The sequence below is a fragment of the Aporhodopirellula rubra genome, assembly GCF_014192335.1.
Lineage (GTDB): Bacteria > Planctomycetota > Planctomycetia > Pirellulales > Pirellulaceae > Rhodopirellula > Rhodopirellula rubra.
Map to the genome: position 1 here is coordinate 356,346 of NZ_JACHXU010000005.1, position 22,801 is coordinate 379,146.

24 protein-coding genes and 1 pseudogene are annotated in these 22,801 nt (G+C 54.0%); 17 read left to right on the plus strand and 8 right to left on the minus strand.

Annotated features, from left to right (window positions below):
* Positions 1-5 precede the first annotated feature (5 nt).
* The 8 genes and pseudogenes from eda to FHS27_RS09395 form a co-directional block, all read left to right on the plus strand.
* Positions 6-638 (plus strand): bifunctional 4-hydroxy-2-oxoglutarate aldolase/2-dehydro-3-deoxy-phosphogluconate aldolase, encoded by a 633-nt coding sequence (gene eda, locus FHS27_RS09360; RefSeq protein ID WP_221224976.1) that lies wholly within the window; start codon positions 6-8, stop codon positions 636-638.
* 155 nt (positions 639-793) lie between these two features.
* Entirely contained in the window at positions 794-1,897 is a 1,104-nt protein-coding gene (locus FHS27_RS09365) for a sugar kinase (RefSeq protein ID WP_184304440.1), read from the plus strand.
* 61 nt (positions 1,898-1,958) lie between these two features.
* Positions 1,959-2,780: an SDR family oxidoreductase gene (locus FHS27_RS09370; protein ID WP_184304442.1), complete on the plus strand. Its 822-nt coding sequence runs from the start codon at positions 1,959-1,961 to the stop codon at positions 2,778-2,780.
* A gap of 3 nt (positions 2,781-2,783) precedes the next feature.
* On the plus strand, positions 2,784-4,004 hold the full coding sequence (gene uxuA / locus FHS27_RS09375) for a mannonate dehydratase (RefSeq protein ID WP_221224977.1): 1,221 nt from the start codon (positions 2,784-2,786) through the stop codon (positions 4,002-4,004).
* A 158-nt stretch (positions 4,005-4,162) separates the two neighbouring features.
* Positions 4,163-5,254 carry a TRAP transporter substrate-binding protein gene (locus FHS27_RS09380; RefSeq protein ID WP_184304444.1) on the plus strand — a complete coding sequence of 364 codons (1,092 nt, stop codon included), beginning with the start codon at positions 4,163-4,165 and terminating at the stop codon, positions 5,252-5,254.
* 57 nt (positions 5,255-5,311) lie between these two features.
* Complete coding sequence (locus FHS27_RS09385; RefSeq protein ID WP_184304446.1) at positions 5,312-5,839, plus strand: TRAP transporter small permease; 528 nt, start codon at positions 5,312-5,314, stop codon at positions 5,837-5,839.
* The gene (locus tag FHS27_RS09390) at positions 5,839-7,188 is read left to right on the plus strand and encodes a TRAP transporter large permease (protein ID WP_184304448.1); all 1,350 of its coding nucleotides are present in this window, start codon (positions 5,839-5,841) and stop codon (positions 7,186-7,188) included. The genes FHS27_RS09385 and FHS27_RS09390 overlap by 1 nt, the downstream gene beginning before the upstream one ends.
* A 111-nt stretch (positions 7,189-7,299) precedes the next feature.
* Positions 7,300-8,316: pseudogene (locus FHS27_RS09395) on the plus strand (transposase); the annotation flags it as partial.
* Between the two features lie 27 nt (positions 8,317-8,343).
* Here the strand turns inward: FHS27_RS09395 and FHS27_RS09400 are convergent.
* Genes FHS27_RS09400 through FHS27_RS09415 form a run of 4 tightly spaced genes read right to left on the minus strand, consistent with a single transcriptional unit; the run spans position 8,344 to position 11,280 of the window.
* Positions 8,344-9,030, minus strand: coding sequence for a glycosyltransferase family 2 protein (locus FHS27_RS09400; protein WP_184304450.1), 687 nt, complete (start codon positions 9,028-9,030; stop codon positions 8,344-8,346).
* Entirely contained in the window at positions 9,027-9,725 is a 699-nt protein-coding gene (locus tag FHS27_RS09405) for a glycosyltransferase family 2 protein (protein ID WP_184304452.1), read from the minus strand. Before FHS27_RS09405 ends, FHS27_RS09400 begins: the two co-directional genes overlap by 4 nt.
* 10 nt (positions 9,726-9,735) lie before the next feature.
* Positions 9,736-10,839 (minus strand): hypothetical protein, encoded by a 1,104-nt coding sequence (locus FHS27_RS09410; RefSeq protein ID WP_184304454.1) that lies wholly within the window; start codon positions 10,837-10,839, stop codon positions 9,736-9,738.
* Between the two features lie 12 nt (positions 10,840-10,851).
* Positions 10,852-11,280, minus strand: a complete 429-nt coding sequence (locus FHS27_RS09415; RefSeq protein WP_184304456.1) for a PqqD family protein — start codon at positions 11,278-11,280, stop codon at positions 10,852-10,854.
* Between the two features lie 161 nt (positions 11,281-11,441).
* Between FHS27_RS09415 and FHS27_RS09420 the strand changes: the two genes are divergently transcribed.
* The 4 genes from FHS27_RS09420 (at position 11,442) to FHS27_RS09435 (ending at position 16,343) form a co-directional block, all read left to right on the plus strand.
* Positions 11,442-12,656, plus strand: a complete 1,215-nt coding sequence (locus FHS27_RS09420) for a nucleotidyltransferase family protein (RefSeq protein ID WP_184304458.1) — start codon at positions 11,442-11,444, stop codon at positions 12,654-12,656.
* 58 nt (positions 12,657-12,714) lie between these two features.
* Positions 12,715-13,482: a class I SAM-dependent methyltransferase gene (locus FHS27_RS09425; RefSeq protein WP_184304460.1), complete on the plus strand. Its 768-nt coding sequence runs from the start codon at positions 12,715-12,717 to the stop codon at positions 13,480-13,482.
* Between the two features lie 243 nt (positions 13,483-13,725).
* A complete protein-coding gene (locus tag FHS27_RS09430; RefSeq protein ID WP_184304462.1) occupies positions 13,726-15,027 on the plus strand; it encodes a glycosyltransferase in 1,302 nt (433 codons plus the stop codon).
* A gap of 311 nt (positions 15,028-15,338) precedes the next feature.
* Positions 15,339-16,343, plus strand: coding sequence for a hypothetical protein (locus FHS27_RS09435; RefSeq protein WP_184304464.1), 1,005 nt, complete (start codon positions 15,339-15,341; stop codon positions 16,341-16,343).
* A 60-nt stretch (positions 16,344-16,403) separates the two neighbouring features.
* Here FHS27_RS09435 and FHS27_RS09440 read toward each other — a convergent pair whose 3' ends face one another.
* A complete protein-coding gene (locus FHS27_RS09440) occupies positions 16,404-16,703 on the minus strand; it encodes an MTH1187 family thiamine-binding protein (protein ID WP_184304466.1) in 300 nt (99 codons plus the stop codon).
* A 287-nt stretch (positions 16,704-16,990) separates the two neighbouring features.
* Between FHS27_RS09440 and FHS27_RS09445 the strand changes: the two genes are divergently transcribed.
* On the plus strand, positions 16,991-17,527 hold the full coding sequence (locus tag FHS27_RS09445; RefSeq protein WP_246419342.1) for an FKBP-type peptidyl-prolyl cis-trans isomerase: 537 nt from the start codon (positions 16,991-16,993) through the stop codon (positions 17,525-17,527).
* 14 nt (positions 17,528-17,541) lie between these two features.
* Here FHS27_RS09445 and FHS27_RS09450 read toward each other — a convergent pair whose 3' ends face one another.
* Positions 17,542-17,946 carry a hypothetical protein gene (locus FHS27_RS09450; RefSeq protein WP_184304471.1) on the minus strand — a complete coding sequence of 135 codons (405 nt, stop codon included), beginning with the start codon at positions 17,944-17,946 and terminating at the stop codon, positions 17,542-17,544.
* On the minus strand, positions 17,943-18,224 hold the full coding sequence (locus FHS27_RS09455) for a hypothetical protein (protein ID WP_221224998.1): 282 nt from the start codon (positions 18,222-18,224) through the stop codon (positions 17,943-17,945). The genes FHS27_RS09450 and FHS27_RS09455 overlap by 4 nt, the downstream gene beginning before the upstream one ends.
* Positions 18,225-18,362: 138 nt before the next feature.
* Between FHS27_RS09455 and FHS27_RS09460 the strand changes: the two genes are divergently transcribed.
* The 4 genes from FHS27_RS09460 (at position 18,363) to FHS27_RS09475 (ending at position 21,328) form a co-directional block, all read left to right on the plus strand.
* Complete coding sequence (locus FHS27_RS09460) at positions 18,363-18,668, plus strand: hypothetical protein (protein WP_184304576.1); 306 nt, start codon at positions 18,363-18,365, stop codon at positions 18,666-18,668.
* A gap of 336 nt (positions 18,669-19,004) precedes the next feature.
* Complete coding sequence (locus tag FHS27_RS09465; RefSeq protein ID WP_184304473.1) at positions 19,005-19,481, plus strand: hypothetical protein; 477 nt, start codon at positions 19,005-19,007, stop codon at positions 19,479-19,481.
* Positions 19,471-19,917, plus strand: coding sequence for a MarR family winged helix-turn-helix transcriptional regulator (locus tag FHS27_RS09470; protein WP_184304475.1), 447 nt, complete (start codon positions 19,471-19,473; stop codon positions 19,915-19,917). Before FHS27_RS09465 ends, FHS27_RS09470 begins: the two co-directional genes overlap by 11 nt.
* 10 nt (positions 19,918-19,927) lie before the next feature.
* The gene (locus tag FHS27_RS09475; protein ID WP_184304477.1) at positions 19,928-21,328 is read left to right on the plus strand and encodes an alkyl sulfatase dimerization domain-containing protein; all 1,401 of its coding nucleotides are present in this window, start codon (positions 19,928-19,930) and stop codon (positions 21,326-21,328) included.
* Positions 21,329-21,408: 80 nt separating this feature from the next.
* Here the strand turns inward: FHS27_RS09475 and FHS27_RS09480 are convergent, their stop codons facing one another.
* The gene (locus tag FHS27_RS09480; RefSeq protein ID WP_184304479.1) at positions 21,409-22,779 is read right to left on the minus strand and encodes a Gfo/Idh/MocA family protein; all 1,371 of its coding nucleotides are present in this window, start codon (positions 22,777-22,779) and stop codon (positions 21,409-21,411) included.
* Between the last annotated feature and the right edge of the window lie 22 nt (positions 22,780-22,801).

Sequence of the window (22,801 nt, forward strand, 5' to 3'; positions counted from 1 at the left end):
TTGCGATGCTAGAAACGCAACTAGCCCACTGGGGAATTCTTCCGGTTGTCGCGATCGAGTCTGCCAGCGATGCCAGCCCGTTAGCAGAGGCGTTGTCAAGCGCAGACTTACCGATTGCCGAGATAACCTTGCGCACCGATGGCGCCATTCACGCTATCACTCAGCTCACAAAACGCGAGCAATTCATCGTGGGCGCGGGAACGGTTCATAGTGTCGAGCAAGCGAAACAGGTTGCCGATGCGGGGGTGGCGTTCGTTGTCACCCCTGGTTTCAACCCCAAAACGGTCAGTTGGTGTTTGCAGCATTCGTTGCCAATTTTCCCAGGAGTATCAAGTCCAACAGACTTGGAGATGGCTCTCGATTTTGGGATTAACGTAGTGAAGTTTTTCCCCGCGGAACAATTAGGTGGTGTGAATATGCTTAAGGCGTTGCATGGACCCTATAGCAACGTGCGATTCATCCCAACCGGCGGTATCTCACTGACGAATCTTCGCGAGTACTTGAGTCTCCCATCTGTGATCGCATGCGGAGGAAGCTGGATGGCCCGGCAGGATTGGATCCGCAAAGGTCGATTCGATGAGATTCAAAGGGTTAGCACCCAAGCAGTGCAGGAGCGGCGTCAGCTATTGGCGACATGAGAGAGTGAACGGTAGCAGATGCATGAATAGATATGATTCAAAGCGTCTCAATTCGGTTCGGCTCATACGTTCGATTGATACGACTAATTACTTTCATAACACCCGTCCAGACAGTTTTAGCGCTGCTCGGACATTTTTCGGGATTTGCGACTAATATGCCCTCGAAACTTTACCTTAAGCCGCCCGAACAATGTCGGTTCGATCTCGTTTCGCTCGGCGAAGTGATGCTCCGGCTGGATCCAGGTGAGACACGCATTCGTACCGCTCGCCAGTTTCAGGTTTGGGAAGGTGGTGGGGAATACAATGTCGCTCGTGGTCTTCGTCGCTGTTTTGGTTTACGAACCGCACTGGTCAGCGCCTTTGCGGACAATGAAATTGGTCGCTTGGCGGAGGACTTAATTCTGCAAGGCGGCGTCGATATGTCGTACGTGCGATGGATGCCCTATGACGGACTGGGGCGTTCGATTCGAAATGGTCTGAACTTTACCGAACGCGGTTTTGGGATCCGTGGAGCCATGGGCTGTCCTGATCGAGGTCTGACCGCTGCTAGTCAACTCAAACCCGGCGACATTAACTGGGACCATTTGTTTGGAAGTCAGGGAGTTCGCTGGTTTCATACGGGTGGTATTTATGCCGCGCTCAGTGAGACGACACCTGACGTGGTGATCGAAGCTGTGCAGTGCGCCAAACGACATAGCACGATCGTCAGTTACGATTTGAACTATCGACCTTCACTTTGGAAAGGCATTGGAGGGCAGACGAAGGCTCAACAGGTCAATCGCGAAATTGCTAAAAGTGTGGATGTGATGATCGGCAATGAAGAGGACTTTACGGCTTGTCTTGGCTTCCAAGTGGAGGGCGTTGATGCCAGTCTGGGCAATCTGAACGTCGAAAACTTCAAACGCATGATTGAAACCGCCGTCAAGGAGTTCCCGAACTTTCTCGCCACGGGCACAACCTTGCGTGAAGTTCATACAGCAACCGTGAATGACTGGAGCGCGATCGTCTGGTACGACGGTAAGTTTCATCACTCGCAGTTGTACCCCAAGTTAGAAATACTTGACCGAGTGGGTGGCGGCGACAGCTTTGCCGGTGGAATGATCTATGGCTTCCTGACCACAGGCAACGCCGAACAAGCTGTCAATTATGGAGCGGCTCACGGAGCACTCGCGATGACGACGCCCGGCGATACCACGATGGTTTCGTTAAACGAAGTTGAAAAAATCATGACTGGCGGCGGAGCGCGAGTCGTCCGGTAGCCGTCGCCAATCGTTGAGTCTACACCACCCACCAAATCCACCAAGCTCATTAGTCCTCGCTATGAAATCTCTGTTTGATCTTACGGATCGTGTTATTGTCGTGACCGGTGCAACCGGCGCACTGGCTGGATCCGCTGCCAATTACTTGGCCGCGCAAAACGCTCGCGTCGTCTACCTGGGGCGGAGTCAGGAGAAGCTGGATGCGGCTTTGTCGGGGTGTCGGGCGCAAACGCCTGACGCGGAATGCCTTGGGATCATCGCCGATGTCCTTGACCGACCCGCGTTGGAACGGGTGCGTGATCAGGTTTTGCAGAAATGGCGGCGAATTGATGGGTTGCTGAACGGTGCCGGAGGCAACATGCCAGGTGCCACCGTCCCCCCGGAAAAGAGTTTCTCCGATCTCGACTTTGACTCTTTTCAGCAGGTCATTGATCTCAACCTGCATGGCACGGTGCTGCCATCACTGGTACTGGCACCTCTCATGGTAGAGGGTGGTTCCGGCTCGATTATTAATTTTTCATCGGTCAGTGCACCGCAAGCCGTCACCCGTGTAGTCGGATACTCCGCTGCTAAATCAGCGGTTGAGAGCTTCACTCGCTGGCTCGCCGTTGACATGGCTCGGCGAACCGGTGGAAAGGTGCGAGTCAACGCGTTGCTGCCAGGATTCTTCATTGGCGAACAGAACCGCCGACTGCTCACCAATCAAGATGGTTCGCTAACCGAACGTGGTCAGTTGGTGATTCAAAACACCCCCTTTGGCCGCTTTGGCGAAGCAGACGAACTTCACGGCGCGGTCCACTACCTGTTGAGCAATGCATCGAAATTTGCGACGGGTACGACCATGCCAGTCGACGGCGGATTTGTGGCGTATTCGGGAGTCTAGATCGTGAACCTTAAGAATCCCAATCTCTGTTTGATGGAAGAAGGATTGCGCTGGTTTGGTCCCAACGACCCGGTGTCACTTTCTTATATCCGCCAAGCCGGCGCCAGTACCGTGTTTAGTTCGCTGCACCAGATTCCCTATGGCGAAGTTTGGCCACGTGATGCCATCCACGCGCGTCGCGAGCTGATCGAGGCGGCTGGATTGCGTTGGTCGGTTGTGGAATCAGTACCAGTGCACGAAGACATCAAGGTGGGGCAAGGTGACCTGAAGCCAATGTTCCGCAACTACACCGATACGCTACGTCACCTTGCCGACGAAGGTATCAACACGGTGATCTACAACTTCATGCCGGTTTTGGACTGGGTGCGCACGGAAATGAACTCGTTGCTTCCAGATGGATCCCGATGCCTACACTATGATCCATCTCGGTTTGCGGCATTTGAGGTCTATGCATTGCGACGCAGGAATGCCGAAGCGGATTATACCGCCGAGCAACTCGCCGAAGCCAAGGTTTGGTGGGAAGGCTTGAACACGAATGATCAGCAGGCTTTCGTCCAATCCGTGATTGATGTATTTCCCGGTGTCAAATGGGGTTTAACCCTCGACCACATTCGTGCCATGCTCGCTCGTTACGATGGGATCGACAATGATCGTCTACGAAATAACCTCAAAACTTTTTTGCAGACGGTCGTGCCCGTCGCGGAAGAAGTCGGTGTTCGTTTGGCGATCCATCCTGACGATCCACCCTTTTCGGTTCTTGGCTTGCCGCGTATTGCCAGTACTGCCTCGGACATCGAGACCATCTTTAAGATGGTGGACAGTGACGCAAACGGCCTTTGCTACTGCACTGGCTCGTTCAGCGTCCGGGCGGACAACGATCTGTCGGCGATGGCTAAGCGATTTGCCTCGCGGATTCATGCGGTCCACCTGCGTAGCACCCAACGATTACCGGACGGTTCGTTTTATGAGGCGGATCATCTGGCTGGGTCGGTGGGAATGCCAGCGGTGGTGCAAACGTTGCTAGACGAACAGGATCGCCGTCGAGCTGAAGGACTGCCTGACTGGCAATTGCCCTTACGCCCCGACCATGGTCACACAATGATGGACGATCTAGAAAAACCTGTTGGAATAACTCCAGGATACTCGTGCATAGGTCGCATGCGTGGCCTCGCAGAGTTGCGAGGACTGATGCTCGGACTGCGCTATGCAGGTACGCAGAGATGAATTGCCAAAATCGATTGATCGCACAACCCTTGGTTTATGCTGTTTCGCGGGAGCGGTTGGCTTGCCACCTGCCACCATCACCTCGTTCACATAGCGGTCGGGAGCCGAAAACCTCAGTTGCGACCGCCGTGCCACAATCTTTTGGACATGCTTAGATCATGAACGAATCAAGCGTGCAGCTATTGTTACGTGAACCTGACGAAACATCGCTCCATCGATGGATTTCTTGGATTGCCGTAGGGCTACTCTTGACCGGTTTGTTCGCAATTGGAGGCTTTGCGTTGTCGCTTCGATCGCAAAAACTTCGAGCTGGCAGCGGGGCGGAACGCGGGCGGCCATTGGTTTTAAAGCTCGGCCATGGGCTCGATACCGCCCATCCAGTACACCTGGCCATGGAATCGATGAAGGAACGCTTGGAAGAGCTTTCTGGCGGGACCGTGAGCATTGACATCTATCCCAGTTCAGTGCTGGGTTCGGAAACACAATGTATCGAACAACTTCAAAATGGCACTCTGGCAATGACAAAAACGTCGGCTGCGTCGTTGGAGAATTTCATTCCCTCGATGTCGGTCTTTGGGTTCCCGTACATCTTTCGTGATAGCGATCACTACTGGGCTGTCCTCAATGGTGAAATCGGCAACGAGTTGCTTCAGGATGGCGAACAGAAGTATCTTCGGGGGCTGTGTTACTACGATGCTGGCAGTCGCAATTTTTACACCAAAAACACTCCCGTGCGCACGCCCGACGATCTGCGAGGTTTGAAAATTCGGGTTCAGAACAGCAGGACAGCAATTGAGATGGTCAAGGCCATGGGCGGTGCACCCACTCCAATTGCTTGGGGGGAGCTGTACTCGGCACTTGCTCAAGGTACGGTTGATGGTGCTGAGAACAATTTGCCCAGCTTTAGTACCAACAAGCACTATGAGGTTTGTAGGCACTTCACGCTTGATGGTCATACACGAATACCAGATCTGCTATTAGTCAGCACCCGAATCTGGAACAAGCTCGATCCGCAAGTACAGGCTTGGCTGCAACAAGCCGCCACCGAATCCTCGGATTACCAGCGACAGCTGTGGGATCAAATGACGTTGGATGCGATGGACCAGGTAAAAAGTGAAGGTGTCACGATTCATGAAATTGACATCAAGTCTTTTGCCGCGAAGGTCGCCCCGATGTTTGAGAACGTTGCATCCCTCGTGGTTCGCGATCTATTAACTAGAATCTCTAAAGTGAATGCTATCGAACACTGACCACACAATTCCTCCCACTCTTTGCTCCCTAACCGTACCCGCCATCACGACAGAATCATGCTAACAATCGTATCGAAAATCAAGCAATGGACCACGCAAGCATTGGAAGTCGCCTTAATCCTTGCAGTGGCGATTCTGGTTCTGGATGTGGTGTGGGGGGTCATCACTCGCTATGCGATGGGACAACAAGCGAATTGGACGGAAGAGTTGGCAAGGTTTCTATTGATTTGGGTGTCGTTGTTGGGAGGAGCGGTGGCATTCGGCACGAAAGGGCATCTCGGGGTGGACTATTTCGTGAGCAAACTCCATCACGACGCGCGAAAGGGGATGGCGACTATCAGCCATTTCATTGTCCTGTTTTTCGCAGGGGGAATCTTTCTCTACGGCGGTGGCCGTGTTGTGATGGATACCTTGGCGATGGAACAAAGTACGCCTGCCCTGGGTTGGGAAATGGGACATGTGTACTTGGCATTGCCCATATCGGGAATTTTCATGGTGCTCTATACCATTGAAAATTTGATCGAGACCTTGTACACGCCAGCGGCAAACCTTCATGAGTCGGATTCACCGGAGGAATGGAACTGATGGGCACAATTGCATTGCTTCTAGTGGTTATGTTCGCAATCTTGTTGGTCATGGATGTACCGATTGCGGTTGCCATAGCTCTGTCGACGTTTGTTGCGATTTTGGCGGAAGGTTCCGATCCAACGGTGGTAGTCGCGGCAAATATGGCCAATGGCGTGAACAGCTTTGCCCTGCTTGCGATCCCGTTTTTTATTCTCTCAGGGCACTTGATGGGACGCGGAGGGATGGCGGGGCGTTTGATTGATTTCGCAGGAACATTGGTTGGATTCCTTCCAGGTGGTTTGGCGTATGTGAATACGCTGACATGCATGCTATTCGGATCAATTTCTGGATCCGCGGCAGCGGCGGTGTCGTCGGTAGGTGGATTCATGATTCCAGAAATGAATCGGAAGGGCTATAACCGGGAGTTCAATGTGGCTGTTACCACCACTGCTGCGACAACTGGATTGCTGATTCCGCCGAGCAACATCATGATCGTTTATTCGGTGGCTGCCGGGTCCGTATCGATTGCGGCGATGTTTGTCGCTGGCGTGCTACCTGGCTTGATCAGCGGCTTCTTTATTATGTTGGTGTGTGGCATTTTCTCCCATCGAAACCGTTACCCATGTGAACCTCGTTCATCATTGAAAGAGATAGTCACTAGCTTTCGTCGCGCGTTCCTCAGCCTTTTTCTGATCATCGTTGTGATCGGTGGAATTTTGGCGGGAGTCTTCACGGCAACTGAAGCCGCAGCGATCGCTGTGGTGTACGCACTCGTGCTTTCCGTGATCGTTTATCGCGAAATTCAACTCGCCGAATTGCCCGACCTATTACTTCAGACTGGGATTACGACGGCGGTTGTGATGCTCCTGATCGGCGCCAGTTCGGGAATGAGCTGGATCATGACGATGGCCAATATCCCTCAAACCGTCAGCGCGACCTTGTTGGGGCTATCGGACAGCCCTATTGTGATTCTGTTGACGATCAATGTTCTTCTGCTCTGCGTTGGTACATTCATGGACATGACGCCAGCCGTGCTGATCTTCACGCCAATCTTTTTGCCAGTCGTGGAACGATTGGGCATGCATCCAGTTCATTTCGGTATCATGATGATCGCCAACCTTTGCATTGGGCTCTGTACGCCTCCGGTTGGCACCTGTCTTTTCATCGGCTGTGGCGTGGGAAAGACGACGATTGCCAAAGTTACTAGAACTATGCTGCCTTTTTTTGCGGCGATGACCGTGGCGTTGTTTGCAATCACCTACATTCCGACAACTTCACTCTGGTTACCCGTACAGACCAAGCAGCTCAAAGCAGAGGACGTTGATAAGTACACCTTCATGAACATCGAATCGAGTAGCAAGCGCTAACCACCGCCATATTGAGACTTGACGAAGCACCAAAGCTTTGTCCCGCTTTCGTTGCGGTCCATCAGTAATTATCGTGGGTAGAGCTTGAGTCTACTGAGGTGGTGACCAGATCCCGGGCGCGTCCTGTAGAGGGCGAGCGAGCAGAGGTCGCCTGGCCTCGGATGCGTCAGACTTCGAATGAAGGTTCCAGTCACAGAGTCGAATTGAGCACCTACCGTGTTGCCAGAGATCCCCAGCAGTTGCAGGCACATATCGTTCAAGCGATCATTTCTGGCGTCAGCGCCCGGGGCGTCGAAGAGATCAAGCAAAATTCTACTGGTGTGAAACAGTCCAACGTTTCGCGTCTTTGGCAAGAGGCTGGCAGCAAGTTCATCGAACAACTGCGAGGCAATGACCTCAGTTCAACGAACTGGGGTGCTTTGATGCTTGACGGCATTCGTTTAAGCAAAGATCAGACGGCCCTGGTGACACTTGGAATCGACTGCGAAGGCCGTAGGCATGTCTTGAATTTGCACTGGACAGTAGTGAAAACTTGGAGGTCTCGCGTGAACTGATGAGTCACATCGTCAACCGCGGATTCAATTGCGACTATCGGTTGCACGCAAGGCTCGACGGCAGCGATGCCCGTCGCTCTGCCGTGTTGGAGTTCTTCGCTAATGCGGTCATTCAGCGTTGCTTGGTCCACAGAAAGCGAAACATCAAGGGCAAGCTCTCGAAGCGTAATTAGGGCGAACTAGCGTCTGTTCACGCGTCTTCGCAGCGTTCAAGGAATCGAACCTCCGATGGAAGTCACTGGCGAGCTCACCGCGTTTCCGAAACCGATCAACACCGAGGCGTATCGGAGTCTGAACGAAGCCGGTGACAACCTGCTGGCGCGGCATTGATTTAGCGTTCCCAGCACGATACTCCGTTCACTGCTGAGCACCAACGCGATCGAGGACGCGTTATTGAATACCCGACCCAAGCTTGGCCGCGTGACGCGGTTTTGGGTTGAGACCGATCAAGCCAATCGTTGGCTTTCGTATGCATTGCTGGAAGCTGAGAAAGGCTTACGCAAAATCTCTGGCCATGCTTCACTTGGGCAGCTGATCGCGGCTCTGCCACGCCCCAAAACCCGATCCTGAATAAGTTGCCCTCGCCCGATAGCGTCCGAGTTCAAGCTTCCTTTGCTCGACGACGATCGAGATGTGCTTTCAACGTTTTTAAGTATTCGCTTCTGGCGTCTCGGCGACGAACTCCCGTGTTCTGGTCATGGATACGGCGTTCCAAAATGATCGCATCCGATCGATGAGATCGTAAACCGAGGGATTTCGACCTTGAAAACCAATCGATGAATTCGCCCACGGTCAATTCGGTGTTAAACCATCCGACTTTATGAAACCGCTCGGTGGGTATCAAAAGAGTCCCTGCCACTTCACCCTCATGAAATTCGGGCAACTTTGTGTCGGCCAACGGATGCGAAGCGTCATAGAACTGTCGGACACGACCGGTAATTAAATCTATCTCAGCAAAGTCTTCCGCGATCGTCAGTTGCCGCTGCAGCTTATCTGGACTCCAAAGGTCATCGGCATCCAAAAACGCCAATAGCTCTCCCGTGCAAATCTTCACGCCCGCGTTGCGTGCCGCCCCAATCCCTCCGTTTGATTGGCGAATCACCTTAATACCGGGAGTGTCGCTGGCGATTTGGAACGTCCGATCCGTCGATCCATCATCGACCACAATAATTTCGATGTTCGAGTGTGCTTGAACGCGAACGCTATTGATCGCCTCCAACAAAAATCGTTCTGCGTTGAACGCAGGAATCACGACGCTTACCGATACATCACTATCGCCCACACTCATTCGGCTGCCTTGGATTGGTCTGAGTTCTTCATTTTCAGTGCCCGCTGTCGTTCGACAGAACGTCGCATTAGTTGCAATCGTTCGGCATGCATTTGAGCCACGTTGCTGGTAAGACTGCCTTGACGTTTTCGGTAGGCCAACACCGTATCCGGCAGACATTGCGACCGAATCCCCAATTGTCTCGCTCGCGCGAACCAATCGAAGTCGTCACTCGTGCGGAGTCGTTCATCAAACAACCCTACGTGCTCAAATACTTCCCGGCGAAATAGTCCAGCGCCGAGTAAAAAACCTCGCATCACCTTGGCAGGTTCGCTGGCATCTTCCGTAGACGTAAGCGATGGTGTCTCGACAACCTTCGCAGCCCCCCACACAAATTGGTTTGCGGGATCACCCTGCAATGCCGTCAACAAAGTCGCGAGATGCCCGGGCAGCCATATGTCATCGGCATCTAAGAAAGCGATCACTTCTCCCGATGCCGCATCGAGCCCCGTGTTTCGTGCTCCGGCAGCGCCGCGGTTTTCTTGCTCGATGCACCTCACGTCTGAGAACTTGCGAGCGACCGCCGCCGTGCCATCGGTTGAACCGTCATCGACAACAATGACTTCAAGTTGATGGTAGGCTTGCTGTTGAATACTCCCGATCGCCTCGGACAAATATCTCGCGACATTGTAGGCGGGAATTACAACAGAAATCATCGGTTGCGTGTCAGACAAGATTGGTGGCCTCCTCTCGCAAAAGGTTATCCAATGCACCGGGCGAGGAAGGAATCCGCCCCAACTCCAATCGATAGGCAGGCAGCTGCCGAATGCATTTCGCCAGAAACGAAAACCCGGCGCTTTCCCGAGACGCGTGTTGCAACACCGTTGAAGGAGCAAGCCCCCTGAGAGCTTCCGCACGGGACGTCGGCACGCATCGCGATTGCTCTCGGTCCGTGATGACCGGACAAACAATGGCGACGATTCGCATTTCACGCTTCAGTTGAGCGCGGAAGGATCGATGGATAAAGAAAAGTGACTTGCCTTCGGGTCCGATGTTCCGGACCACTCGATCTTTCCAGTCCGGAAAGTGTTCCTGCAGCAATCGGGTGTGAAGTTTCGCGGAGTTGTAAAGACTAAACGCCGTCGGATGTGGCTGCAGCATCACGAGCACATAGTCATCACTGACGTAATCCATTCCCGCGTCCAAACACGCGATCGCCGTCGTGGATTTCCCCCGGCCACCACGTCCGACAATCAGAACGCCCTCACCAGCACGCCCAATCACGGCGGCGTGTGCGACCTGGCCTCCGTTATCCTCTGCCCACCACGAAAAAAGTGTTCGAAACGGGGCCGCAATCTCCCAGTACGAAAGCTGTTCCACACGATTGATAAAATAGATCGCCTTCCGCTCCTGCCGACTCCACAGTTGAAGAAAACCACAGGACGGCACATGACTAACGAAAACGTCGCCGTGATCGCGGCGCCACGCATCGTTGTCGCCGATGCTCTGCTCATCGGTCAGCCAGGGCGGGCAGGGGCATTCGGCATCCATGTCATCGCCGCAGAAAATCAAAATTTCAAAAGGCCCGCTCGTATTCCCCGTTTGAAGATCGGCGTTTGACTCTGCCGCCCTCTCATCGCGATCGATAAGGTGTTCCAAAGGATCGGTGAGGAAGCTCAATCGCTCGCCGGCGAAACGCAGTCGAATCGGATGACCAGCGAGTTCGCAGACAACCGTCGTTTCACCCACTCGATTCGCTTCAGTTTGAAACGATTCGACCATCCGATGAAAATACTCGTTGAGCAATGAATCGCCGCTGGATTCCTTCACGACGTTGTCATCCTAAGTTGCCTTGGATTGAGGCCAGCCACGCTCATCGATTTCGTGGATTGGGTCCAACAACAATTGCTCGGACATGTCGTCGTACTTTTCGAATACGAGCTTGGTATAGGCACCGTCAAATGTGGGAACGACCAACGCGGGTTTTTGCGGGGCATCGACCACGGCGACCAAATCTTCTCGCAACATCCCAGCGATGAACGCGTCGATTTCTTGCTCCACATCGTTTTTCGGCAATCCGTAATGAGTCGCAATCGCGTCTGCGATCTCGGTGGGTGACACACCGGCAAAGAGCCAGTGGCACACACTCGCGGACGTGTGCCGCACGCTGAAATAGCAGCCCGTCTCGAAATGGAGAAGAATGAACTCGCCGTCCAACAATTCTCCAACAACCTGTGGTTCGTTCAATTTGTAGAACGGCTGGCTCGTCATGACGGGTGACTCTCTTTGAAAGCGAGATCCAATAGGCTGGTGAAAAGACACCGTTCGGATGCTAAGAATCCATTTCGGCAAGCCCGTTTCGGCTTTTCCTTTCACGGGATAAATTAGAGGTTCGTAGAGTCTCTGCCAACCCAGACAATCGTGAAATCCAAATGCCCCGAGTTAATACCAAAGACTGGCAACCGGAATACGACGACCTATGGCCCAAACCAGAAGACGAATGGCTCTTGAGAGCGGCCCTTTCATCCCAACCCGACTTCGCTGAGCACTTTCTCATGTGGCGAAACGAGGCAGGCTACGCGAACTACGACGAGATTGACTACACAACCTGCCGCATCCTCCCGATGGTTCTCAAGCAATTCTTAAGTGCCGGGCGGGACGATCCGTGGCTACCTAAAATGAAGGCCCTCCACCGATATCACTGGGTCACGACTAAATCGAAACAAAAACACCTCGTCAAACTGATAGACGCGTTTGACCAAGCCGGCATTCCGACATTGGTCCTCAAGGGAAATGCTCTGATTGCGGGCAAGTACTTTGACGATGCCGGCGAGCGTCCTCTGCATGACCTGGATGTCCTGATTCGGCCCGATGACGAGCCAGCCGCTGCCGAACGACTCCGATCAATGAATTGGACCGATCTCGGCGATGGGCCGCACGCTGAATTCCACGCCCGTGTTTGGCAGGCAGAAGATGGAGTGCAACTGGATCTGCACCGCAAACTATTACCTCCCCCGTATGCCTACATCGGTCTGGATGCATTGCTCCCCTCGTCCCGCAAAGAGTGTTTGAGCGGGATGGAAGTGAGGGTTCCCGACGCGACGCATCTTTTAATGCACTGCGTGGTGCACGGACGACTCTGTTGGGGCTCCGTGAAGCATCCCTTTTTGTGGGTGGCCGATGCGATGCGAATCCTTCAACGATCCCCAGACGAGATTGATTGGAAACGGCTCAAGAGCGATGCTCAGAGATTCTCGATTCTTTTTGATGTTCGCGAATCGCTCGGATACCTGCGTTCGCGATTCGACGCACCGATTCCATCTGATTGGCTAAACGAACTCACCGAAATCCCAATCAGCCGTAAAGAGATGCTGCCATTTTTCCGCTGGACCAACGGTCACGAAATCCACTCGCTCTTAGAACTCAAAGATTTCATGTATGCGGATTTCTTGTGTCATCAACAAATGCATAATCAAACACCGACCACACCTCGATTCATTCGATACGCTTGCCAGCGGTTCCATCGTTTGGCAACCAGTGACGCGGGGCGACGCCGAATCGGATTCCTAGGAACCAAGCTCCGCTACGAAGGCCTGCTCGCGTCGATACGACGTCCTGACTATTTTCAATCGGCGATCGATTCATAAACGACGATCAAAGAAACGTTCGACCCTATCAAGGCATTGACATGCTGAAAAGGAACACATGAAGTTATTCAGCAAACGAATGCTAAGCCGATGGGGAATCCCATCATCGGCGAAATTGCTCAAACAGCTTCACCAGCTCGCCCATTCCCATGAAGCGGCAGGGTGCGCCGTCAACGCCCTGCAAACGGGTGAATTTTCCGATCAGTCGGGGCGTCATGAATCACTGGGCATCGTCAGAGTTCCCCTCGAACAAGCCGCTCTCCTCGCTTACCTGGCAAATCATTGCGACTCTGATTTATCAATCGAAGTCGGTTTTGGTATGGGAATGACCGCGGCCGTCATTCTCGCGTCGCGAGCCCAAGCCGGTCGAATGTTTGATCACCGAATCCTCGATCCGTTCGGGTTACCCGGAAACGCGGGCAACCAAGTTCAGGATTTCCTTACGGATCAATTTGGAACGTCGTTTCGACGAGTTCGCAAACACTCTCAATTCGCAATGGCTGAAATGGCTGCGACCACACCTCCGTCGTCATCGTCATTCATTCATATTGACGGTGACCATCGATTTGACTCCGTCTTTACAGACTTTTTCATGGCGGACCGGATCCTAAAAGTTGGAGGGTTCATAGTCGTTGATGATGCAAAGTTCCCCGCCATCGACACACTCACACAGTTCATCACGCACAATCGCTGTGACTACGAAGTCTCTCGGCTCGAGATCCCCAACACAGCCGTCTATCGCAAAGTCTCCAAGGATCAACGCAGTTGGGATCACTTCACCCCTTTCCCTGTTCCTCAAACGCAAAATTGGACATCCGTTGTTTAGTCAATCTGTTGATGCCATGATCCAAACGAGCGGAGGAATTGAAAGCTCCATGCGATCGCGTCACACCAATCCGCCGACACCATGGGGAATCGAAATATCGGTTGAAACGGCCGCTGTCGTGGCCGCTGTCATGTCCACTTCCGCGTTCGATAGTCCTCGACTGGCTTGCCATTCACTGAGATCTGGTTTTACGTCTATGGACGCATGGACCATAAACGGATCGACTTCCAACCGGCCGAGCCCATGACACTGCTCCTCGCCGCCCAGATCATCTTTGGCATCATCCTTTTCGTTGCCGTGTTCAATTCCGCTTGGGTTTTCTATCTGGCTACCGTCCTGACCCGCAGGAGGGCACTCCCCGACGACCAGCCACTCGGAAAAGCCGCAATCTTGCTGTCGCTTCGGGGAGCCGACCCGAAACTAGCGAGCTGCCTCGATCGTCTGTTGACTCAAGACTATCCCGACTACGACGTGTTGGTGGTCGTGGACTCCAAAAGCGATCCCGCATGGCCGATCGTTCAAGCCACAATTGAACGACACAATTGTGATCGCTTGCGAGTTTGGCCGCTGACGAATCGACGACGCACCTGCGGTTTAAAAAACAGTTCGCTGGTGCAGTTACTCGATGAGATTGATGAATCACATCAGGTGATCGCGCTGGCCGACGCCGACCTTGAAAGCCATCCGACGTGGCTTCGTGAACTCGTTGCCCCGCTTTCCGAACCACACGTGGGAGTTACATTCGGCAATCGCTGGTTCTTACCCGACAGACTGAATACGGGCTCGCTGGTTCGGCAAGTTTGGAACGGCCCCGGATTGATCGTCATGTCGTTTTTCAAGATCCCGTGGGCGGGGTCCATGGCGATTAAGAAGTCTCTCGTCGATTCCGGCGACATCCGCGAAAGGTTGGCAACATCCATTGTCGACGACGGCCCCGTTCGCGTCATTGCAAAACAACAAGGGCTGAAAACCGTTTTCGTGCCCTCCTTAATCATGGCCAACCGTGAAGCCTGCGACCTTCGATTTGCATACAGCTTTATTCGTCGACAACTCACGTGGACACGCACGTACTTTTCCCGCCTGTGGATCCCATTAGTTGCCTACCACCTTTTCGCCACCTCCGCATCCGCCGTCGCGCAAGTCGTCGCCGTGTTCGGACTGATCAAAGGCGATCATCTGTCCGCTGCGTTGGGAGTCATAGGATTTTTCATTTCCCTGACCACCTCGGTCCTGCATCATCTCACGATTGATTGGTGTGCCAGGCGCGCTGTCGCCGCGCAAGGCGAACGGGCACCTCGCGTCACGGTGGGTGAGTTCCTTCGCCTTCCTTTTAATCTTTCGTTGGCAGCACTCATCGGACTTCTGGCCTCGTTTGTTGCGACGTTCGCACGCCGAATCGTCTGGCGAGGGGTCACCTACGAGATTCGGGGCCCATGGAACATAAGACTCCTCGGCGAGAACAACGCCAACTGGCAATCTGCCCCCGCTCCAACGGATAGTCTTGCTGATGGAGCGATGGAACATGCCGCGAATGAGTCTCTCTAAACAAACGAGGCCACCTTACAGCGCGACCAACGTCGCCAGTGAGCCCGGCTCAGCATCTCGACTATCAACGTGACGCATCGACTTAGTCTGCCGGTGCCCCCTGGGTTCGCACCTACGACAGTTCAGACGTGACGGAACGGAATCATGCCTCGTCATCCGATCGTCAATCGTTGACGTCACCCACACAAAACCCGCATTTGAGTTGCAAACACTCACGGCACATCACATCGTCCGATCGGCCCTGACACCTGTTAAGATTGAGGCTACTTTGCGCACAATCACTTAACCGATTTCGTTTTCGATCTAGCATCATGACATGGTTCCATCGACTCACCGGCGTCGACGAAAACACTCCCGATCAAGTTCGCCAAGAACTACAGATTGAAGACGGTCGGCTCGTTTGCCCAAACGGCAACCGTTTCTGTTTCGGTCGGTTGGAAACGCCGAAATTGTCGGAACTCCGAAACGCGGTGGAACATATCGAACCAATAGGGCGACCTTCCACGATTAGAGAAGTCGTTGCCGACGTCCGAACGTTGCACTGTGATCGGAGGAATGAGAATGCGCTTTTCCAGGTCGCCTCACAATTCAACTTGCTGGAAATGACTGGTCCCTCGGTGACGCCAGAACGCGGTGTCGGGATTTATGAAGCCGATCCGACGCAAGGGCCCGCATGCGCGATCGCGTGCGGCGCAGGCACCATTTATCGCAACTACTTCGTTCCCGTCGACGGCTCGGTTGGCCAGTCCATGGACAAACAGATTGACTGTTCATCCGACCTCGGTTTGCATTTGGGCAACCAGACCGGTGAGAAATGGACGATGCGGAATGGCTATCTGTTACCGACAGTCGAAGGGCTTCATCAAACCACGAGGCGACTCGAAGAGGCGACAGAAACCGAACTCGACGAACTGCGGGGTGAGCTGCGAATCGGCCTCCAGTGGCAGACCGATGTGACACTGGCCGATGCCACGCACAAAGTCAGCCAGGCCTATTGTTCGGCTCTGCCGGTAGCGTATGGTTGCGGGGCGACCGATCAATGGAGCCCGTTCGCACAACTGATACTCGACGCAGCGTACGAAGCGACACTTTGCGCCGGTGTGCTCAACGCAGCTCAAACGGGAGTCAACACGATCTACCTAACGCTGCTGGGCGGAGGCGTGTTTGGGAACCGTGACTCCTGGATCACCCGAGCAATCGAACGCGCCTGCTACAAATTGCCGGGACGAGGCCTCGACCTACGCTGCGTTTCCGTTGTCTTATCCAACCCTGAAGTATCCGATCTGGTAGATCGACTCAACGCAAACATGATTTAGCGACCGCCGTCCGAGTACCTGCCAGAGCAACTCTCTTGCGATGCGGTGGTCCCCGATCTTTCAGATTTCCTTCTCTATCACGCTATCGATCTTGTCTTGCATGGATTGCTCGCGGTCGGTGCGTGTTCCCACTTTGATGCTGGTCGTGATTCGGGGGGCACCAAGGGCGTGAACGCGTTCGTGGCAACGTTTGATTGCCGCAAAAACATCGTCCCAGTCGCCCTCAATGTTCGTGCCGTAGGCGTGCAGTTGGTGTTCCAGTCCGGCTTCCTGCAAGACCTTCTGACACTCGGCGACATACCTGCCTACGGATACTCCCACGCCCATCGGGACGACGCACAAATCGACAATGACATTCATCTCTGTGGATTCCTCACTTTTCGGTTCGGTCAGTTGTTGCACCAACGAGTTTAAACTCTCGGATCACGAACAGCAGTGGGCTGGCAATAGATTACCCTACCGCCACAGATTCCTCCCGCATGCCGCTCGGAATCAATCTCCGGCGTTCGCAGAATCGTTTAGTAAATAACGGACTTTCGACGATTGCCGGGTTTCGCTAACCTCCCCACCGCAGAACGATGCGAGGTTCACTTCCGGTGAGCGTAATGAATTGATGCAGGATGCGAGACGATAACGTTGGAGCGGAAATGAAGACTCGGTTGCCATGGTGCCTTTTATGCCTCCTATTCATCGTTCCGGGCTGTCGGTCCACGGCGCCACCCAGCCCAGAGATTTCGGCTGATCTGGCGTCGCCGGATGTGACGACAGCGAAATGGAAACCGGTTTCGTTTGTCGACAAGCCAGACCTCCAGGCCGGAACGGGTTCGATGGACGCAACCGTCCCACCTGAATTCTCGGAAACCGCGTCAGGACTGAAATATCGCGTTCTGCGGAACTCCGACGGGCGCAAGCCAACGTCCGCGAGCACAGTGACGGTCCACTACCGCGGATGGCTCAATAGTGGAAAAGTGTTCGACAGCTCGTACGAGCGTGGTGAACCGACCACATTCCCATTGAAAAGCGTCATCGCTGGCTGGACCGAAGGGATGCAACTCGTTGGCGAAGGCGGGATGATCGAACTGTGGGTTCCCTCCCGGCTCGGCTACGGCGAACGCGGATCCCCCGGCTCCATTCCAGCTCACTCGAATCTTCACTTCATCGTCGAACTCGTGAGCGTCGACTAAAACGCCGGCGGCGCTTAAACCGGTTCTGAAACAACAGCAGGGCCCGAGTACTCACTGCCGATCGTACTGAGAAGCGTCTGCGGCTTAAATCCTTGACCGTAGCTCAGGTGATAGCGTCCAGAACTGTTGAGAACATCCTGCACGAATTCACTACACCGCGTTCGACCATCGGGCTTCGAATTCCGCCAAAAGTAGTTCTTAAGACCATACGGCTCCCCAATCTGCAATTCGGCATACGGCATCGCCATCACCGCGAGTTCGGCCGGCTTGCCGGGGAGGTGTTCAAACTGCTGCGGCGAAACCTTCTTGACGTGCCATAGGTCGGTCGCGTTGTTCGGGCCGTAGAACTTGTGGCCGGCTCCTTCTTTCCAGACATAGAACGCCCATTCGTGAGCGCCCATGAAATCGTTGCGCGTCATGACAGGATGCCGTCCTTTGCCGAAACAAACGATCCATGCAGGTGCAATCCATCCGCCACGCTGTCCCAAGTTCGCGACTGAACTCGCGTGTGGGAATCCCCGTGATGCCGGCCTTCATGTGCAGCGAGGTGGGTGGTCGTAATCAAACACAGCAGGCTCGCAACCGTCGCAATGAATGAGCGAGATTCATGAGCATGGCACTCTCCTGGAACACGTAGTGGATGATCATCAGCGTTGTTTTCGATGCTCGCGTTGCCGGCTCGCGAAGCCGATCGCATTCATCAATTTGTCACCGATGAGATGAGGTAGACTACCAATCCACACGTTCAGTGCAACAATGCCTCAATTCGCGGTGATGCACAAATCCTGGTAGTGCACGGGCCAACGATTAGGAGTAAGAGTTGACGAAAAGAGAGATGGATCAAAAGGCGGCGATCATGATCGTCATCGACCACTTCGGCGACATTTCACCAGGCACGAAGTGCTCTGCTGTGTTTTTTGACATGGAAAGGATTCGCCGGGAAAAGGAATTCTACGCAAAGCTGTACAGCGAGAACGGCGTGCATGATTTGGAAATCTTGCAAGCAATGGTGGCGGCAAACGTGCCCGACGAACCCTATTGGCTAGTCTCCCTGAAAACCAGCAATGCTGTGACGAGAGACGTCACTCGCCTGCACCGCGTGGACGACCGCACCGGAAAGATCATCCCTGATCCTGCCTAAGCCCTGATCCTGCCTAAGCATGGCGAAGCAGAATCCGCCTCGGTGATCGATATCTTGGCCAGTCAGTTTCACGCCGCGTCCGGACGGTGACGAGCGTTGACCGGCCCATCAGCGACCTCGTCCCAACAACCGTTTTTTGCGTTCATTCATCGCCTCGGTTTGCTTTTAACGACCGTATTTATTCTGTTGTTTCGCTTCCCCCTTGCCTTACCTGTACTATACAGGCAATCAAATTTAGGGAATTGAGCCTTTTGCGTTAAGTGAACTCCCCCGCCCGTTCACTCGAATCCAGCTCGTTCCACCAGACCCTGTTCAACTAAACCTCGGAGACGTGTCTTGCCAAACGAAAAGCGGACCATTCGACTCCCCCGTGTCGCGATCGTCGTGCGGATACTCTTCGCACTGTTTCTTTTTGGCACCGGGCTCATGACGATGAGATTTGCCGTCAACGGCTACCCCGTCACGGAAACACCTGATGATGTCGGTCGATTCATGATGGCACTCGAAACGACCGGTTATCTGATTTTCTGGGTTGGCCTCTTCAAGACCATAACGGGCGGACTGATGTTCTTCCCACGGACAGCGCCCCTCGCCGTCCTGATGTCGTTGCCCTATGCCTTCAATATTTTGCTGTATGTGACCTTTTTTGCGCATCAATTCCTCGCCATCGGGCTTCCCGATTTCGCGGCATGCGTTCTGCTGATTTACTGCTACTTCGATTGGTATCGCCCGATCTTTTCCGGGCCGCAAAAGCTTACGCACAACGCAACCGCGTCGGTTCACGATACGTCGGGAGGCATCAATGCACTTTGATTCAGAATCCTCGCCCGGATTCGCCATCGGGCGAGTTGCTTATTTGATTCGCACTTCCATGGCGGCTGAACTGAAGAAAGCCGGTTGGCCGTTCTCGCCCGAGGAAACGCAGACACTGATCAGTTTGCTCGATGCCGGCGAGCCGCTCAGCATGAACGAATTGGCATCGCTAATGATTCGCGATCCCACGACAGTCAAACGACAATTGGATCGGCTTGTCGAAAATCAGTTTGTACAACGGACGACATCGAGCAAAGACGCTCGCAGCGTGATGATCAGTTTGACTCGCGTTGGCGAACAGAAGCTGAAAAGGGTCCTCCCATTGTTGGATGACTTACGAAAAACGGCGTTGAAAGGAATTCCAAAATCAGAGTTACACACAACGCAAAACGTTCTGCGAAAGATGCAGAAGAACCTAACTAATCACCTCACATAGGCCCAATCTGATGAACAGAAATAAGATCACACTGACGTTCCGTGCAAGCTCGCGAGCGGCCGGTCTCTTCTGCCTTCTCGCACTGACAGCCGGTGTCGCCCGGGGACAAACGCAGGTCAAACCCGACACGGCCCTGCGAATGCTCAACGCTCAACAGCAACAGTTCGAAAAAGGCATCGTCAATGTCGCGGACAACGTTTTCACCGCAGTCAGTTATCACGGCGCAAACACGTCGATGATTGTTGGCACAGACGGCGTCATCATCATCGATACCCTTTTCGGTCCGGCCAGCGCATCGAAAGCGGCCGAGGCTTTTCGGCAATACAGCGACAAGCCGGTCAAGGCGATCATCTACACTCACAGCCATGGCGATCATATCGGCGGAGCGAGTGCGTTCGTCGGCGATGAGAAACCGAAGATCTTCGCCACGAAAAGTTTTGGTTCCGCCGAAGGCGTTAACAAAGCCGTCGATCCGGTCAAGCAGAAACGAAACATACGTCAGTTCGGTCGCAACCTCTCACCATCAGAGAGCACTAACCGCGGCGTTGCACCGGCTGGCACCGACGACAGCGACCGGGGAAAGGGATTCCTTCCTCCCAGCGTCACGGTTCCCAACGACGGACTCAAGACAACGGTCGCGGGTATCGAGCTCGAATTCGTCATTGCTCCGGGAGAAACGGACGATGCGTTGTTTGTCTGGCTTCCCAAGGAAAAGGTTCTGTTCGCGGGTGACAACTTTTACAGTTCCTTTCCAAACCTGTATGCGATCCGAGGCACCGCCTATCGCGATGTGCTGAATTGGTCCGAAAGCGTTGGGAAGATGGCTGCGTTGAAACCACACGTGGTCGTTCCTGGTCACACGATGCCTATCCAAGGACAACAAGCGGCAACGACTGCACTCAGCGACTACAGCGAAGCGATTCGCAGCGTGTACGACCAAACGGTGCGTGGCATCAATGTCGGGAAAGGTCCAAACCAACTCGCTCACGAAGTCAAAATTCCCGAGCACTTGAAGAACAAGCCGTATCTGATCCAGTTCTACGGCTCGGTGCCTCATGCGGTCCGAGCGATCTATGCAGGTCTGCTGGGTTGGTACGACGGCAATCCAACAACGTTGAATCCGCTCGAGCCAAGAATCAAAGCGCAGAAGATGTCCGAACTGGTCGGAGGCACACAGCAACTGACCGAGCAAATGCAATCCGCTTTGGCCAAACACGACTACCAATGGGCGTTGGAGCTATCTGACCACGTTAAATGGCTGGATGATGCCGACCGAACGCTCGCCCGAAAAGTTAAAATCGAGGCACTTCGAGGCCTCGCAGCTAGGGAGTACAACGCGCCCAATCGCAACTACTACCTGAGTTACGCAAACGAACTCGAATCCGGCCAACTGAGCGAAGTCTGGTTTTAGACCACTTCTAAGAAGCCGACGTCGCCCCCCCTCTCCTCGTTGAACAACCACGAGGAGAGGGGCCGGCGTCTAAAACATCGCTACATATCGATTTCAAAACCCTTGCGGCTTTCACGTGCCAGGAATGCGTTGGCCTCGTCATCGCCGACAATTTCTCGCTTTGCCGGATCCCAGTTCAGCTCACGTCCCAGGCGGATCGCGATGTTGGCCAAGTGACAAGTCTCGAGCATCCGGTTGTGCGACCACACGTCAGAGATCGGTTGCTCTCGCGACTGCATCGCAGCGATGAAGTTAGCAGTGTGATTCTCGCTGACGGGACCACCATAGACCTCTTCGACGGCACCTTCGGGCAACGGATTACTCTCCAAATCTTCCACAGGCTTGCCCGCCAAACGCCCGCGGTTTACGAAGAATCGCCCCTTCGTACCTTCGAATAGAATCCCGTTGTCGCCCTCGCTGGTGATAACGAGTGGAATGTCACCCGGCATGTTCACGTGGATCTCGAACTTCGTCGGCGAGTTGTACTGATCGTCCACGGTCGGATAGCCGTCTTTGTATTCGACCGGCAACGAAAAGCTCACCGGCGTGACCTTGTTTGGCCCGGTGTCGCCGGCGCCGAGAGCCCACGTCGCAATATCAACATGGTGAGCACCCCAGTCATTCATTTGCCCGCCTGAGTACTCATACCAATTTCGCCACGCGTAGTGACAATTGGTGTAAAGCGGAACACCACCACCGTATCCTTTCCGCATCTCCGGCAACGCTCGGTAAGACGCCTCCGGTGCAGGACCGAGCCACATGTCCCAATCGAGCCCCTCGGGAGCGTCAATCACCGGAATCACCGGGGACCCCGTCGCACCATTGATCCCACACGTGACTTTTTGTATCTCGCCAATTCGGCCCGCACGGATCAGTGCGATGGCTGTTAAGAATCGCTTCGAACATTCTGAACGTTGCATCGTTCCCACCTGGAAGACGCGTCCGGTTTGCTTCACGATTTTCTCGATCAGCTTGCCCTCGGCAATGGTGAGTGTCAACGGTTTTTCGCAGTAGACATCCTTTCCTGCCAGCATCGCTTCAACAGCGATCTTGGTGTGCCAGTGGTCGGGTGTCGCAATCATCACCGCGTCGATGTCGTCTCGTTCGAGAACCTTCCGATAATCGCTGTAGCCCTCGGCCGCCTTACCGGTCTTCTCTTTTAGCTTTTCATTGATCGCTCCGAGCACATTCGCATCAACATCAGCGAAGGCAGCGAAGTCTGCGAACTTGGTCGACTTATTGGTGATGGTCCAACCCTGGTTCCGCAGCCCAATGGTCGCGAAGACCGGTCGCTCGTTTGGCGAATCCTGGGCGAACGAAAATTCACTGGTGCCAGCAAACACGCCCGCGGCCGCCGCCGCAGAAGTCACTTGCAGGAAACTACGTCGGCTGTGACGTGTCGGATGGGTCATGTTTAGCCTCTCTAGGTGATTG